The 14607-nt window shown below is 44.7% G+C and carries 15 protein-coding genes and 1 other annotated feature; of the genes, 2 read left to right on the top strand and 13 right to left on the bottom strand.

Going from position 1 to position 14607, the window contains the following annotated elements; all coding sequences use genetic code 11:
- Window positions 1-23 precede the first annotated feature (23 nt).
- Window positions 24-3125, bottom strand: coding sequence for an isoleucine--tRNA ligase (ileS, locus tag DSBG_RS04470; RefSeq protein WP_068963024.1), 3102 nt, complete (start codon window positions 3123-3125; stop codon window positions 24-26).
- 164 nt (window positions 3126-3289) lie between these two features.
- Window positions 3290-3516: a binding site (T-box leader), on the bottom strand.
- Between the two features lie 295 nt (window positions 3517-3811).
- On the opposite strand from ileS, the gene DSBG_RS04465 reads away from it, so the two are divergent.
- Entirely contained in the window at window positions 3812-4243 is a 432-nt protein-coding gene (locus DSBG_RS04465; RefSeq protein ID WP_068963023.1) for a universal stress protein, read from the top strand.
- A 137-nt stretch (window positions 4244-4380) separates the two neighbouring features.
- On the opposite strand, the gene ilvN is transcribed toward DSBG_RS04465, so the two are convergent.
- Window positions 4381-4860 carry an acetolactate synthase small subunit gene (ilvN, locus tag DSBG_RS04460; protein WP_068963022.1) on the bottom strand — a complete coding sequence of 160 codons (480 nt, stop codon included), beginning with the start codon at window positions 4858-4860 and terminating at the stop codon, window positions 4381-4383.
- Window positions 4861-4865: 5 nt separating this feature from the next.
- Window positions 4866-6551, bottom strand: coding sequence for a biosynthetic-type acetolactate synthase large subunit (ilvB, locus tag DSBG_RS04455; RefSeq protein WP_068963021.1), 1686 nt, complete (start codon window positions 6549-6551; stop codon window positions 4866-4868).
- 280 nt (window positions 6552-6831) lie between these two features.
- Here ilvB and DSBG_RS04450 point away from each other — a divergent pair, with 280 nt between their 5' ends.
- A complete protein-coding gene (locus tag DSBG_RS04450) occupies window positions 6832-7119 on the top strand; it encodes a hypothetical protein (protein WP_068963020.1) in 288 nt (95 codons plus the stop codon).
- Window positions 7120-7303: 184 nt separating this feature from the next.
- Here the strand turns inward: DSBG_RS04450 and hisIE are convergent, their stop codons facing one another.
- The 10 genes from hisIE to hisG all read right to left on the bottom strand — a co-directional run bounded on the left by hisIE (window position 7304) and on the right by hisG (window position 14493).
- Window positions 7304-7975, bottom strand: a complete 672-nt coding sequence (gene hisIE, locus DSBG_RS04445) for a bifunctional phosphoribosyl-AMP cyclohydrolase/phosphoribosyl-ATP diphosphatase HisIE (protein ID WP_068963019.1) — start codon at window positions 7973-7975, stop codon at window positions 7304-7306.
- Window positions 7976-8058: 83 nt separating this feature from the next.
- The gene (locus DSBG_RS22865; RefSeq protein ID WP_176716168.1) at window positions 8059-8250 is read right to left on the bottom strand and encodes a hypothetical protein; all 192 of its coding nucleotides are present in this window, start codon (window positions 8248-8250) and stop codon (window positions 8059-8061) included.
- A 140-nt stretch (window positions 8251-8390) separates the two neighbouring features.
- On the bottom strand, window positions 8391-8552 hold the full coding sequence (locus DSBG_RS22860) for a hypothetical protein (RefSeq protein ID WP_176716167.1): 162 nt from the start codon (window positions 8550-8552) through the stop codon (window positions 8391-8393).
- Window positions 8549-9313, bottom strand: a complete 765-nt coding sequence (gene hisF, locus DSBG_RS04440; protein ID WP_068963018.1) for an imidazole glycerol phosphate synthase subunit HisF — start codon at window positions 9311-9313, stop codon at window positions 8549-8551. The genes DSBG_RS22860 and hisF overlap by 4 nt, the downstream gene beginning before the upstream one ends.
- A 1-nt stretch (window position 9314) precedes the next feature.
- On the bottom strand, window positions 9315-10085 hold the full coding sequence (gene hisA / locus DSBG_RS04435; RefSeq protein ID WP_068963017.1) for a 1-(5-phosphoribosyl)-5-[(5-phosphoribosylamino)methylideneamino]imidazole-4-carboxamide isomerase: 771 nt from the start codon (window positions 10083-10085) through the stop codon (window positions 9315-9317).
- Window positions 10063-10692 carry an imidazole glycerol phosphate synthase subunit HisH gene (gene hisH / locus DSBG_RS04430; RefSeq protein ID WP_068963016.1) on the bottom strand — a complete coding sequence of 210 codons (630 nt, stop codon included), beginning with the start codon at window positions 10690-10692 and terminating at the stop codon, window positions 10063-10065. The genes hisA and hisH overlap by 23 nt, the downstream gene beginning before the upstream one ends.
- A 26-nt stretch (window positions 10693-10718) precedes the next feature.
- Window positions 10719-11303, bottom strand: coding sequence for an imidazoleglycerol-phosphate dehydratase HisB (hisB, locus tag DSBG_RS04425; protein WP_068963015.1), 585 nt, complete (start codon window positions 11301-11303; stop codon window positions 10719-10721).
- Window positions 11304-11366: 63 nt separating this feature from the next.
- Window positions 11367-12452, bottom strand: coding sequence for a histidinol-phosphate transaminase (hisC, locus tag DSBG_RS04420; protein WP_068963014.1), 1086 nt, complete (start codon window positions 12450-12452; stop codon window positions 11367-11369).
- A 20-nt stretch (window positions 12453-12472) separates the two neighbouring features.
- Entirely contained in the window at window positions 12473-13753 is a 1281-nt protein-coding gene (hisD, locus tag DSBG_RS04415) for a histidinol dehydrogenase (RefSeq protein WP_068963013.1), read from the bottom strand.
- Window positions 13754-13809: 56 nt separating this feature from the next.
- Window positions 13810-14493 (bottom strand): ATP phosphoribosyltransferase, encoded by a 684-nt coding sequence (hisG, locus tag DSBG_RS04410; protein WP_068963012.1) that lies wholly within the window; start codon window positions 14491-14493, stop codon window positions 13810-13812.
- Between the last annotated feature and the right edge of the window lie 114 nt (window positions 14494-14607).

The raw sequence follows: 14607 nt of genomic DNA, 5'->3' as shown, positions 1-14607 counted from the left end.
CCTTTAGCTGTGCCTCCAGAACATTATGCCAATTTTTCTAGCTTCAAACCTGTTTCATGACCGTTAAGATTCTGCTTTTCCAAGCTAGCATCGTTGATTCTCTCAATTGAGTCTGCTAGAGTCTCTTTCTTTATATAGTCCTCATACACTTTGACTGCTTCAACTATTTCCTCATCTCCATCAAAGTATATTTTGATCCTGTCCATCATTTCATAGCCATTATTTTTTCTCATTTGCTGTACCTTGGAAACGTACTCCCTTGCATATCCTTCATTGATCAACGCTTTAGTAAGCGTTGTATCAAGTATGACAAACAAATTATCTTCGACGGTCATTGTAAAGCCTTCTTTAGCCGCGATAGTGGTGATTACATAATCTTTAACCAGGTCTAAGTGTTCACCCTCCACCTCAATCGAAAGTGTTTCCCCAGCTTCTAATCTAGGCACAACGGAAGCAGCGTCAAGTGCTGCCAGTGCTTTGCCGAAAGATTTTACTTTGGGTCCAAAGATAGATCCCACTACCTTAAAATTAGGCTTTAAGCTAAAGTTCATATACTGGCTTAAGTCCTTGGCAAACACAACTGCCTTAACATTAAGCTCCTCCTGAATTAAAGGAAGCATATAATCTATCAGCTGTTCGTATTTACCGTCAATTAAGATCTGTTGGACAGGCTGTCGTACTTTAATTTTGACCTGTTCCCTTGCCGCTCTGCCCAGGCCCACGAGATTTCTTACCAGGTCCATTCTCATTTCCAACTCACTATCGATCAGCAATGAATTAGTGACCGGGTAATCTGCGAGATGGACTGATAGCTCATCGGTCAAGCTTCGATAGAGTTCTTCGGATATATAGGGGGCAAAAGGAGCCACCAACTTGGACAGTCCCACAAGTATTTCATAGGTAGTATTGTAGACTGCTTTCTTGTCATCAGTGAGTTCTGTGCCCCAGAAGCGTCTGCGTGACCGTCTTATATACCAATTCGAAAGATCCTCATTGACGAACTCCTGAATTTTTCTCACTGCTTTAGTTAGATCAAAGACGCTTAAATCTAACTCAACCCCTTTTAGAAGACTGTTATACTTGGAGAGCACCCATCGATCAAGCTCTGGTCGATCCGGGTAATCAATAAAGAAGGTCCTTGGGTCCAGCTGGTCTGTATTAGCATACAAGGAGAAGAAAGCATAGACATTTCTCATAGTACTGAAGAATTTGCTCTGAACTTCCTTGAGCCCTTCAATGTCAAATTTAGTAGGAGTCCAGGCCGGAGAAACATGGAGTAAATACCATCTTAAAGCATCTGCTCCATATTGATCAAACAGTTCAAAGGGGTTCACCGTATTTCCTTTAGACTTGGACATCTTATGCCCGTCCTTATCCAGGATCAGATCATTTACCAGTACTCGCTTATAGGGAGCAACTCCTTTGATAAAGGTTGAAATAACGATTAGAGAATAGAACCAACCCCTGGTCTGATCAATGCCTTCGCAGATGAAATCAGCGGGAAAGAGTTGATCAAAATTTTCGCTATTTTCGAAGGGATAATGATGCTGGGCAAAAGGCATCGAGCCGCTATCAAACCAGCAATCAATGACATCCGTCACTCTGGTCATCGCTGCTCCACATTTTGTACATTTGATGTGAATATCATCAACATAGGGTCGATGCAATTCAACCGTTTCATCCAGCGTTTCGACTGCGTTTTCTACCAACTCTTTTCTAGAGCCTATAGATGTGGTATGCCCGCATTCACATCTCCAGATATTTAGTGGCGTTCCCCAATATCTGCTTCTGGACAAAGCCCAGTCATTGGCATTTTCCAACCAATTGCCAAACCTTTTTTCTCCGACATAATCAGGATACCATTCAACACGATTGTTGTTTTCCACTAATTTGTCTTTGAATTTAGTAACTTCAATATACCAACTTGGTTTCGCATAATAAAGGAGTGGGGTCTGACATCGCCAACAGTGAGGATAATTATGCTCCATCTTTTCCTTTTTAAAGAGTTTTCCTTCCCTATGCAGCCACTTGATGATATCTAGATCTGCATCCATGACAAAGTTACCTTCCCAGGGTGTGGTTACAAATTTCCCTGTTTCATTGACAGGCTGAAGCACCGGCAAGTTATACCTACGCCCCGTATTATAATCATCCTCACCAAAGGCTGGAGCAGTATGAACAATTCCCGTTCCATCCTCTGTCGTTACATAATCTCCTACCGTAACGAAAAAGGCCTTCTTATCTGCTTTTACAAAAGGCATCAACTGCTCATATTCTACGTACTCCAGATCTTTTCCCTTAATTTCTTCCAAGACTTCAAACTCTTCACCTAAGACTTTATGAGCCAAAGTCTTAGAAACATAGTAGATCTCATTATTTTGTCTAACCTTCAAGTAAACTTCTTGAGGATTCACAGTCAGCGCCACATTTGATGGCAGGGTCCAAGGCGTCGTCGTCCAGACTAGAAAGTACTCTTCAGCATCCTTGCGCTTAAACTTAACAACGACGGTGTTACTCTTTATTTCTTTATAGCCCTGGGCTACTTCGTGGGAGGCTAATCCTGTTCCGCATCGTGAGCAATAAGGCAAGATTTTGTGTCCTTCATAAATCAAACCTTGTTTAAAAAACTGATCTAAAATCCACCAGACACTTTCAATGTAATTATTATCGAGGGTGACGTATGGATGATCTAAATCGATCGAATAGCCCATTCGCTTGGTCATTTCCCGCCATTGCTTCTCATAGCTGAATACAGATTCTCGACATTTTTGATTGAAATCCGCAATCCCATAAGCCTCAATTTCCAGTTTACTGGATAGTTTGAGTTGTTTCTCAACCTCGATTTCTACTGGAAGACCATGGGTATCCCATCCGGCCTTTCGCTTGACTTGATAACCTTGCATGCTCTTATAGCGACAAACTGAATCCTTTAAGGTTCTAGCTATGACATGGTGGATTCCCGGTTTGCCGTTAGCCGTAGGAGGTCCTTCATAAAATACAAAGGGTGTTTTACCCTCTCTGATTTCGATACTTTTATTTAGTATCTCATTTCCGTCCCAGTAATCGGCTATTTCACTTTCCTTTTTTGCTACCGGTAGATCCGATAGTGATTTAAAGATAGACATAATCATCTTCCTTTCGCGTTGAGTTAATGTCAGGTAAAGAAAACTTGGCTGGCGCCAAGCTTGCGCAGGCGGCCGCCTTAGTTGCTCTTATGCTCCAGAAAGTATGTAACGAAGTTATACTTTCTGTTATAGTACAAATAACACAAAAATCCCCAAGTCAATGACTTAGGGACGGATTATCCGCGGTACCACCCTTGTTATTAATGGATAGCTCTAATACACTCCATTAATCGCTTAAAACATGTAACGTATGCCTACGGAGCAGCTTAGATAATTTCAGCTACCCAACTCCAAGGTGATCTTCATAAAAAACCTTCGTCACAATCTTTCAGCCGAGGATTATGTCTCTTAAAACCAGATTTTTTATTACTATCCTTTTCATAGTTGTTGTAAATATTTTAACCAATGTTCACGAGCTTAAACCTTAATAGTATTATTATATTCCAGTTAAACGAAGATTGTCAAGGACCTAATTAAAATACAACGTCTCTCATCCAAGATATATTATATGGTAATATAATAGTCTCAAAATTTCAAACCCAAAAGAATAATAAATAAAACCGTATGAGCACTAGGTTTTTGGTATAATTAGATAACAATTTAAATCAGAAATATGTATATCTCTTATCCTGCGGTTACTGTCCAAATTTGAATACGTTCTCATAGCAACAAGGAGGATGAAAACAATGTACAAAAGAATTTTAGTACCTACAGATGGCTCAGACCCCTCACGTTATGCCCTTGTCAATGCACTGGAACTAGCCAAGAAGTTTAATTCAGAGATAGAGCTTTTCCACGTAACCCCAACCTTTGAAGCCTACAGTGTAGGAGTAGGATATAGCGTTATCCTTACTCCGGAGCAAATTGAAAAAACCGCTGAGTTTGTATTCGAAACTACCTTGCGAGACATTGATATCGAAAACGTGCCCTTATCAAAGAAACATGCATCCGGCTACCCGGCAAGTAGTATCATAGACGAAATCAAAAGAGAATTTGACTTGGTAGTTATGGGCACCCGTGGTCACGGAGCTATAGCTGGAGCAATTTTAGGGAGTGTCACTCAACGCGTATTAGCCCATGCCCAATGCCCTGTACTAGTTGTAAATGGCAGAAATTAAACTTTATATAGGTAAAGAAAACTTGGCTGGCGCCTTCGCCAAGTCTTGATGAAGGCGCCAGCTTTAGTAGCATTGATGCGCTGGCCATGTATACTCATTTGCACGTTCAATAGGGAATGTAAATGAGTTGTTTCCATTTATACTTCCGATCGCATAATAGCAATCTTTCCGGTTCGAACCAACTCTAATAACCCGTATGGGCGGATCGCCTTGACAAACCCATCAACTTTTTCAACGTCTCCCGTTAATTCGACTGTAAGATTGGTTCTCCCCATATCCACAACCCGTCCTCGAAAAATATCGACCGTCTGGAGTACTTCAGCTCGTGTTTCCGAGCTTACTTTAATACGTATTAACGCCAGCTCTCGGTCAACAACACTCTCGGCAGTCAAATCTGTGACTGAGTGAACGATTACTAGTTTATTGAGTTGATTTCTAACTTGCTCAATAATCTGAGCATCGCCATTAACAACAATGGTCATTCTCGATAGCTTGGGATCGTCCGTTTGACAAACTGAAAGACTATCGATGTTATATGCTCTGCGAGCAAATAATCCAGCCACCCGGGTTAAAACACCAGGATGGTTCTCTACAAGAGCCGCAAGTGTATGCAACATGTTTTTTACCTCCCTAGCATTTCAGTAATTGGTTTTCCCGGTGGAACTATCGGCAAAACATCATCGTTCGGAGAGATCGCAAACTCTAACAAAACAGGGCCTGGATGTTTAAATGCTTCCGAAATACTGCCACGTACCTGTTCCAAAGAATCAACACGAATTCCTCGAATTCCATAGGCCTCCGCTATTTTGATAAAATCCGGATTGCCCTGGAGATCGATCTGATTATACCGCTCGCCGCTAAAATATTTCTGCAATTGACGAACCATACCTAAGACTCCGTTGTTAAGAAGTACCATTTTAATCGGAAGTTTATTATGAGCAATTGTCGCCAGTTCCTGAATACACATCTGAAAAGAACCATCTCCAGTGATCAAAACAACTATATCGTCGGGACGAGCTATTTGGGCACCCATTGCAGCCGGAAGACCAAAGCCCATCGTTCCAAGCCCACCACTGGTCGCAAAATTACGTGACTTCATGATCGGATAAACTTGGGCAGCCCACATTTGATGCTGTCCTACATCAGTAATTACCATCGTATCCTCGTTGGCAAGTTCCCCGACACATTCAATTACCATCTGCGGGGTTAGTCTGTCCTTGTCATACTTTATAGGGTAACCCTTTTTCCAAGCACGCAATTGATCCCACCAGTCTCCCACTTGAGCAACAGTATATCCCTCGAGGGCATTCGACAGTTCCTCCAGAACCAAACGAGCATCTCCAATGATGGGAATATGCGTCCTTACTACTTTAGCAATCTCCGCAGGATCAATGTCAATATGAACAATCTTTGCTTTGGTTGCAAAAAGATGTCCCAGACCGCTTGTCACACGGTCATCAAAGCGAACCCCTACGGCGAGCAGCAAATCACAATCATCCACGGCATAGTTCGCCGCTACAGCACCGTGCAATCCTACCATCCCTAAGAGATTGGGATGTCCAGAGGGGAGGCACCCAATTCCCATCAACGTCGTGACCACTGGTAAGGAGGATCTTTCTGCCAACTGTCGTAAGACCCCTCCAGCTCCTGCCGTAATCACTCCACCCCCAGCATAAATTACTGGTCTGCGAGATTTTGATATTGCTTTAGCAACTTCAGCGATCTTATCACTGTCTCCTTTGCTAGGTACATGGTACCCTTTCAAGTCCATATCAGCAGAAAAGGGTTCGATTTCTGCAGCTAAAATGTCCTTTGGAAGATCGATGAGTACAGGACCTGGCCGACCTGTCCCAGCGAGATAAAAAGCCTCTTTGATAATCCGAGGAATCTCTCGTGCGTCCTTTACCAAATAATTGTGCTTAGTAACTGGCGTGGTGATCCCTGTGATATCCGCTTCCTGAAAGGAGTCTGTTCCGAGCAGACTGGTAACGACCTGACCAGTCAAAACAACTAAAGGAATGGAATCCATATAGGCATTGGTAATACCTGTGACTAGATTCGTGGCACCGGGACCCGACGTGGCTAGACATACCCCCACTTTTCCAGTTACTCGTGCATAACCATCGGCTGCATGCACTCCCCCTTGTTCATGACGTACAAGTATATGTCGGATAGGACTGTCAAGCAGTGCATCATACAGCGGAAGCAATACTCCACCTGGATAACCGAAAATCACGTCAGCGCCTTCCTTTTCCAAGGCCTCTAATAAGATGGTTGCCCCTTTTAATCTCTTTTTTCCTTCATTCATACTTATCTCTCTCCCCCTCCTAACTTATCTAGTCGTTGTCCATTTCATGGCGATTGACACAGGCAAGGGCCCGAAATGGTCTTTAGATCGTAATTCGCCGAAATCCAATTTATACCTTCCTTCAAAAGAAAGAAATTTCAGTTTATTCAGAAAAAATTTTTAATTACATTATATTTAAACTTGATGCTGAATTCCATTTGGATACGGTCTCCTAGGTAAATTTATGTTATGATAAATGCTATGAAGAATATCAAAATACTAACGTGAAGGTGGTTATTATATGTTTAAAATAACTGAGAATTGCCTAGAAAATAAATCTATGACGGAATACTTCACTTCAGATGCCAAGAAAGGTTCTGAGGAATTCGAACAATTGGTTAAAAAATTCGAGTCTGAACCACAGTTCAAATTCAGAATGCGAGACCAAGACCAAGAAGTCTACTTTATCGGCTACTCGGATGACTGCACTCGTAAAAGTGGCTTTGACCCGCTAGATATGTATGGCGAGTATTATGGTTGTATTGATATCCAATATCTGAATACCAACGGTGAGTTTGAAAGGCTGTAATTATATAAGAATAAGTAGTTTTTTAATAAAAATTAAGTTGACGTAGAGAAACAAGGTTGGAAGCTTTAGACTTCTAACCTTGTTTCTCTATTTACAGTATTAAATTCAGGTGGTGACATAGAAAAAAGGCTGGATCACTAGTACTTCCAGCCTTGTTTTCTCGATTATTATTATCTAAACTCCCTCACTTCTGCCTAGCCAGGAGTTCCTTAGCAATCTCACCAACACCAACCCCGCGCTCTTCCAACATCACTAGCACATGATAGAACAAATCGGACACTTCACATTTGATCTCCTCTGGATCAGCATTCTTAGCAGCAATAATAACTTCTGCGCTCTCTTCCCCGACCTTTTTGAGAATCTTATCAATTCCCTTTTCGAACAGATAGGTCGTATAAGCCCCTTCCGGCCGCTCCAGGTTTCGAGAATGAATCACATCAGTCAACAGCTCTAAGGTCCTCCCAAGTGGTGGCTCGGGCCTTACTTCAGCTTCTCCAGTGACCTTAAATCCATCACTTGTCAAATCATAGTGGAAACACGAAAAGTGGTTCTCATGGCAAGCCATCCCCGTTTGTTTTACAGTCAAGAGCAATGCATCCTGATCACAGTCAAACTTGATATCAATAATCTCTTGAAAATGACCAGAAGTTTCCCCTTTCAACCACAGAGATTGCCGACTCCGGCTATAATAACAGGCCTTGCGTTCCCGAAGCGTTCGGCGTAAAGACTCTTCATTCATATACGCAAGCATCAGAACATCTTTGGTCTCCACATCCTGAACAATCGCGGGAACAAGCCCCCGAGAATCCCAGCTAATTCCTGTTAAATCTAAGGTTTCTATTTGATTTGCATCCATCTATATCTCTACCTTCCATATCGTAGTTCGTGTAGTGCGGATAGTTCTTAGTTGTGCAAGTTAGAACCGTCCCTGACTTGCACTCAAATCCCTCTAGCAGAGCCAGACGGTGCACATGTAATGTGCCGTCCCCCCCCGCTCTTCCGTTCCCCTCGACCCAAGCCCAGGACGCAGTGTGACACGAGCGCGACGTCTTTACGTAAGCAGACCAGCAAACTTCCGTTCAAGCGACCAACCCCAGATACGGGGCAGCGCACAAGGTCCCTTCTCGCCATCTGCAAGAAAGGCTAATTCGTGCGAAGACCGTGTCTGTTAGAAGGGTAATCCGTGCGAAAACAGTGTTTTCGTGGGCCAGCGGATGGCGCTTTTGGCACGATAGTCTCCAGTGGAGACTATCGCCGAAGGCGCAGAGCCATTAACGTACACTTTTGCGCCGTAGGATTAGTATCGCCGAAGCCGAGATCCCGAAAGGAATACTTTCCGGCGTAGGATGAACCCCGCTCCCCAGAGAAGGAGCTTGAACGGTTAGTTTGCTCTGCGTCGTAAGACCGAGCGCGGTGTCACACAAGTCCCTCACACAAGTCCTCTAACTAAAATCCCCTGCTCTGCCAAGTAGCGTTTAGCTTCCTCTATGCTGTACTCCTTGTAATGAAAGATCGAAGCCGCTAAGACGGCGTCCGCTTCTCCAAGAGTTAGACCTTCCGCTAAATGTTGTAGAGTTCCTACCCCGCCGCTCGCAATGACAGGTAGGGAGACCGCCCGACTCACAGCTCTCGTCAATTCCAACTCATAACCAGCCTTGGTTCCATCCCGGTCCATGGAGGTTAAGAGGATCTCACCTGCACCGAGAGATTCCGCTTCCTCAGCCCATTCCAAGACATCCTTGCCGGTCGCCGTCCTACCCCCGTGAATATACACTTCCCATTTCCCCGGGGCCGTGCTCCGGGCATCAATGGCTACCACGATACACTGGCTTCCGAAGGCATGAGCCCCTTCCTGAATTAGCCGCGGATTCTGAACGGCAGAGGTGTTAAGTGCGATTTTGTCTGCTCCAGCCCGGAGCATTCGACGGATATCCTCAATGGTCCGCAATCCACCGCCAATCGTGAAGGGAATAAAGACTTGTTCAGCGGTACGACGTACCACATCTACCATGGTTTCTCGTTTATCCGATGAAGCGGTTATATCCAGGAATATTAACTCATCGGCGCCTTCTCTGTCATAGAGTGCAGCAAGTTCCACCGGATCGCCTGCATCACGCAACTGCACAAAGTTGGTTCCTTTGACCACGCGCCCATCATGGACGTCTAAACAGGGAATGATCCTCTTACTTAACATATCATTCCCCCCCGTTCCTATTATTTTTCTCGTCAATCCCCTCTGAACGAGCAGCCTCCAAGGCTTCCTTCAGGCTAAATGCCCCGCTATAGAGCGCTTTCCCTGTAATAGCACCTTCAATGGAGACCCCTTTTAACGACTCCATCTGCAAGTTTTTCAAGTCGGCTAAGGTAGAAATTCCACCTGAGGCAATAACTGATAGGCCAGTTTCCTGAGCCATTTGTACGGTACTTTTGATATTAGGGCCTTGGAGCATTCCATCGCGTGAGATGTCTGTAAAGACTACGCTTTTGATTCCTACGGTTTTCATGGCTTTACCTAAATCGATAGCCAACATTTCTGTTGTTTCTGCCCAACCTTGGACTGCAACCAAACCGTCCTTGGCATCAATACCAACGATAACCCGTTTCCCGTACTTGCGTGCTGCTTCAGCGACCAATCCCGGGTTTTTAACAGCAATCGTCCCTAGAATAACCCTTTCGACTCCTAACTCTAATAGTTCCGTAATCCGCTCCATAGAACGGATTCCACCACCCACTTGAACTTTCAAAGAGACGCTCCCTACAATCTTGCGTATCGTCTCATCATTCACCGGTTCTCCGGTAAAGGCGCCGTTCAGATCGACGACATGTAAATATTCTGCACCTTGACTCTCAAAATCCTTCGCTACTTCAACAGGGTTGTCGGCGTAAACTGTGGAATCCTCCATCCGTCCCTGTAAAAGGCGCACCGCTTTCCCCTCTTTCAGATCAATGGCTGGAAAAAGTAGCATCGTCATTCACCCACTTTCCAAAGTTCGTCAGGAGTTGAAGTCCCCAAGGACTAGATTTTTCCGGGTGAAATTGTGCTCCCCAGACATTGTCCTTGCCTACGACTGCCGGAAATACGACCCCATAATCACTAGTCGCTATAATATCCTTCTTCTCACTGGGCTCTGCATAATACGAATGCACAAAATAGAAGTAGGATTCATTCGGAATCCCTTCTAATAAACGGGAAGGTTGTTCCAACTTCAAACTATTCCAACCCATATGTGGAACTTTGCCGCCAGGCGGAAATTTAACAACTCGACCTGCTAAGAGTCCTAATCCAGCGTGCTCACCATGTTCTTCTCCAACCTCAAAGAGAACCTGCATCCCTAAGCAAATTCCCAGAAAAGGGCGTCCGGAGCGAGCAAACTGGATAATAGGCTCAATCCACTCGCCACTATTTAACGCCGCCATCGCATCGGCAAAGGCCCCAACTCCTGGAAGTATGACTCCATTTACTTTAGCCAGTTCCTCTGGGGACGTCATAATCAAAGCCTCAAACCCGACCTTTTCCAAAGCCTTCTCAACACTTCTTAAGTTTCCTCGTCCATAATCTACAATGCCAATCACTTTCATTCCTCCTGGAACTCGATTATTTATAAAACCCCTTTGGTCGAAAGGATACCGCTATACCGAGTATTCAGGCGTAAGGCCAGACCAAGGGCTCTCCCAACTCCTTTAAAAGCAGCTTCCAAAATATGATGACGATTTCTTCCGGAAAATAACCTAATATGCAGAGTGAGTCCGCTCTGCACGGCCAGAGCCCGGAAAAACTCTTCCGCCATCTCAACCGGAAACTCGCCGACCATACCATCTGGACACTGAACATCCCAAACTAGATAAGGGCGATTGGAAATATCCAAAGCTACTTGTACAAGAGCCTCATCCATGGGAAGAAGGGCCTCACCAATCCGTTCGATCCCTGCTTTATCACCACATGCTTCCCGCAGAGCTTGCCCCAAAACGATACCACAATCCTCGATCGTATGATGAGTATCTACCTCTAGATCGCCACTGGACTCAAGGATAAGATCTAGATAGGCAAAGCGAGCAAAGGCAGTCAGCATATGATCAAAAAAACCTATCCCTGTTTGGACTTGAGCCTCACCGGTTCCGTCAAGGTTTAAACGAACACGAATCTCGGTTTCCTTTGTTTTACGTTCAATATAAGCTTCTCTCATGCTGGTCTCCTCTCGAAACGATAGTACCAAGAATAATTTCTAACCTTGAAAGACCAACCAAGATTAAACGCCTGTAACGCCCATGCTAATCTCTCTAATTGCTCGTAGAAACCTGTCATTTTCCTCCGGCAATCCGGCACTGATACGCAAGCATTTCCCTATAGTGGGGAGCACACCCATGTTACGGACAAGGAACCCTCTTTTTAACAACTCCTCTGCCCAACTGTCGGGATCACCCGGTTTAAAGAGGATAAAGTTCGCCTTCGTAGGATAAACCACAACACCCGCAACCTGAGTTAAGCCCTCGTAGAGTTTTTGCGTCTCGGCTTTAATACTCTGAATTTGCACTTGATACTCACTTAAATAACCTAAGGCCAAAATCCCTGCTTTTTGACTAAACGAATTGACATTAAATGGCGGTCGAGCTCGATTGATCCAGGCAATGGTCTCTGGTTGTCCTAGCAAATACCCCAAGCGGAGGCCAGCCATTCCAAAAGATTTGGAGAACGTCCGAAGTATCACCAAGTTGGGGTAATTTTCAATCTCAGGAATCAGGGTTTCCCCGGAAAACTCAGCGTACGCCTCATCAACAACGACGATTTTACCGCTTTCCCGTACAAGTTGAAGAATTTCTTCTCTGGAGAACAGCGTACCGGTAGGATTATTGGGATTACAAATTATAACCACGTGGGCCTCCGGGGAAAGGGCCGCCTTTAACATCTGCTCAGTGTTCAGATCTAGGCCGTTTAACAAAGGAACTTCCACTACTGCGGTGTCCGTAAGATGAGCGGAAATCTGGTACATGCCAAACGTCGGAGGGTGAATAATCATCGATTTTCCTAAACCGCCAAAAGTGAGTAAGATGAGTTGGATCAGTTCGTCCGATCCATTGCCAACAAGAATTCCTGCCGATGAAATTCTTGTATATTCTGCAATAGCATTTTTAAGGTCTTGAGCCATTCCGTCTGGATAACGATTAAACATTAGTTTTTCAGAGAACAAATCCTCGCGCATTCCCACAGGCCAGGGAAAGGGGTTTTCATTGGCATCGAGTTTAACACACTCAGGCATATGTTTCACTTCATAAGGAACGAGCTGACGAACTTCAGGCCGAACGAAACTCGTGGGTTTACATAACCTAGTTTCCATCTCTTTCTCTCCTTCCGCGACTATGATTTAAGTCGCACCTCTACTGCACGGGCATGTGCTTCCAACCCTTCGCTGCGAGCAAGTAAGGCGATTTGCCTGGCATCTCGCTTAAGGGCGGTTTCCGAATACCCGATCACACTGACCTTTTTCATAAACGTATCGACATTGAGAGGAGAATAAAACCTCGCCGTCCCTCCAGTCGGCAAGACATGATTCGGTCCTGCAAAATAATCTCCAACTGGTTCTGGAGAATAACGTCCTAGAAAAACAGCACCGACATTCCGCACTTGTCCTAACCAGGAATACTGATCCTCCACCACCAATTCAAAATGTTCCGGAGCAATTTTGTTGGCTAAATCCATTCCCTCTTGGAGATCGGACACACAAATCGCAGCCCCATAGGTTTCCCAGGACGCTCGGGCAATTTCTGCGCGAGGTAAGTCTTCAAGCTGCCGCTCCACTTCTGCTATAGTCTCATCTAAGAGTCGGCGAGAGGGCGAAACTAAAATTGCCGAAGCTAAACGATCATGTTCAGCCTGGGAAAGCAAATCCGCAGCCAATTCTTCCGGTCGTCCACTCTCGTCAACTAAGATTAGAATCTCACTTGGTCCGGCTAACATATCAATATCGACCGTTCCAAAAACTTGCTTTTTAGCCAAGGTCACGTAAATGTTCCCAGGTCCGGTTATTTTATCCACGGGAGAAATAGTCTCCGTTCCATAGGCTAACGCAGCGATCCCTTGAGCCCCTCCCACTTTGTAAACTTCGGTCACCCCAGCTTCAGCAGCCGCTACCAAAACTTCAGGCAGAAGCGTACCGTCCGCTCTGGGTGGACTTACCATAACAATTTCTTGAACCCCGGCGACAACAGCAGGTAAGGCGTTCATCAAGACCGACGATGGATAAGAAGCTGTTCCCCCTGGCACATAAATACCCACGCGCTTGAGTGGGAGCAGGAGTTGGCCAAGAATACTCCCATCAGGATCTGGTTCCAACCATGAGATGCGTTTCTGCTTTTCATGATACCGCAAGATATTTCCTTTAGCTGTCCGCAAAGCTTGAAGAAACTCTTCCCCCACTTCGTGGTAGGCCTCTTGAATCTCGTCGTTAGATACTCTCAACCCGCTTTGTCGCAGGTTGACGTGATCAAATTCCTCAGTGAATTGATAGATAGCCTCTTCCCCAAGCTCACGGACTCGCTTGAGGATTGCTGCAACACGCTGCTCCAGCGTTTCATCGTCTCCATACGATTTACGGGTGAGACGACTTAAATCGATGTCTTTCAGATTCTCAACCTTCATGAATTTCGCACCTCATTCTGTTCATCTTACTCTATAAGTCTGTTAATAATCTCTATCTAATTTCTGACCAATACGTCCGCTTGTACATCTTCACGCAACCGCTCGACTAGGTTTCGAATTCGTTCGTATTTCAGGCGATAGGCCACACGGTTCGCGATCAAACGAGAAGTCGCTTCAAGAATCGGCGCGATTTCGACCAGGTGGTTTTCCTTAAGCGTTTTTCCAGTTGAAACAATATCTACAATCATTTCTGCTAGGTCAACGCATGGCGCAAGCTCAATATTCCCATGCAGTTTAATGGGGCTAACCTGCATGCCCAGCCCACTAAAAAAAGTTTCAGCAACCCTAGGGAACTTCGTGGCCACTCGTTGATGATTAAGCCCACTTAAATCATACTCTCCATTCGAAAGTTTGGGTGGGACGCTAGCCTCCGGCATCGCAACCACAAACCGGCAATATCCGAATTTAAGGTCCAGTAACTCGGCCACATCTTTATTTTCTTCCAACAGAGTGTCCTTACCTACAAAGCCCAGATCTGCGGCCCCATATTCAACAAACGTTGGAATATCAGTGGCGCGGCAAATAATGATTTTAACCTTACTATCGGGAAGATCATAAAACAGCTTGCGGGAATCTTCATTAACATGGCTACATTCGATCCCTATGCGACTTAATATTTGGATGGAGTCAATAAGCAACTTCCCTTTAGGCAACGCAATCGTCAAAAAATCTTTCTCCACTAGGCATCCCCTTCCACTTAACCCGTTTAATCTTAATCAAGAGATGTTTCACCCTCGAGTCAATTATTCCTTAACTATTTATCACTTTATCTTGTTAAAGCATTAATCTATTAA

This window comes from Desulfosporosinus cupriresistens (genome assembly GCF_001707885.1).
Lineage (GTDB): Bacteria > Bacillota > Desulfitobacteriia > Desulfitobacteriales > Desulfitobacteriaceae > Desulfosporosinus.
The sequence above is the reverse complement of the archived record's forward strand: the minus strand, read 5'-3'. Positions and strand labels throughout refer to the sequence as shown.

Excerpts from the sequence above, each read along its gene's own strand:
- ileS (WP_068963024.1), bottom strand. The coding sequence starts at position 3,125 with ATGTCTATCTTTAAATCACTATCGGATCTACCGGTAGCAAAAAAGGAA.
- DSBG_RS04465 (WP_068963023.1), top strand. The coding sequence starts at position 3,812 with ATGTACAAAAGAATTTTAGTACCTACAGATGGCTCAGACCCCTCACGT.
- ilvN (WP_068963022.1), bottom strand. The coding sequence starts at position 4,860 with ATGTTGCATACACTTGCGGCTCTTGTAGAGAACCATCCTGGTGTTTTA.
- ilvB (WP_068963021.1), bottom strand. The coding sequence starts at position 6,551 with ATGAATGAAGGAAAAAAGAGATTAAAAGGGGCAACCATCTTATTAGAG.
- DSBG_RS04450 (WP_068963020.1), top strand. The coding sequence starts at position 6,832 with ATGTTTAAAATAACTGAGAATTGCCTAGAAAATAAATCTATGACGGAA.
- hisIE (WP_068963019.1), bottom strand. The coding sequence starts at position 7,975 with ATGGATGCAAATCAAATAGAAACCTTAGATTTAACAGGAATTAGCTGG.
- DSBG_RS22865 (WP_176716168.1), bottom strand. The coding sequence starts at position 8,250 with ATGGCGAGAAGGGACCTTGTGCGCTGCCCCGTATCTGGGGTTGGTCGC.
- hisF (WP_068963018.1), bottom strand. The coding sequence starts at position 9,313 with ATGTTAAGTAAGAGGATCATTCCCTGTTTAGACGTCCATGATGGGCGC.
- hisA (WP_068963017.1), bottom strand. The coding sequence starts at position 10,085 with ATGCTACTTTTTCCAGCCATTGATCTGAAAGAGGGGAAAGCGGTGCGC.
- hisB (WP_068963015.1), bottom strand. The coding sequence starts at position 11,303 with ATGAGAGAAGCTTATATTGAACGTAAAACAAAGGAAACCGAGATTCGT.
- hisC (WP_068963014.1), bottom strand. The coding sequence starts at position 12,452 with ATGGAAACTAGGTTATGTAAACCCACGAGTTTCGTTCGGCCTGAAGTT.
- hisD (WP_068963013.1), bottom strand. The coding sequence starts at position 13,753 with ATGAAGGTTGAGAATCTGAAAGACATCGATTTAAGTCGTCTCACCCGT.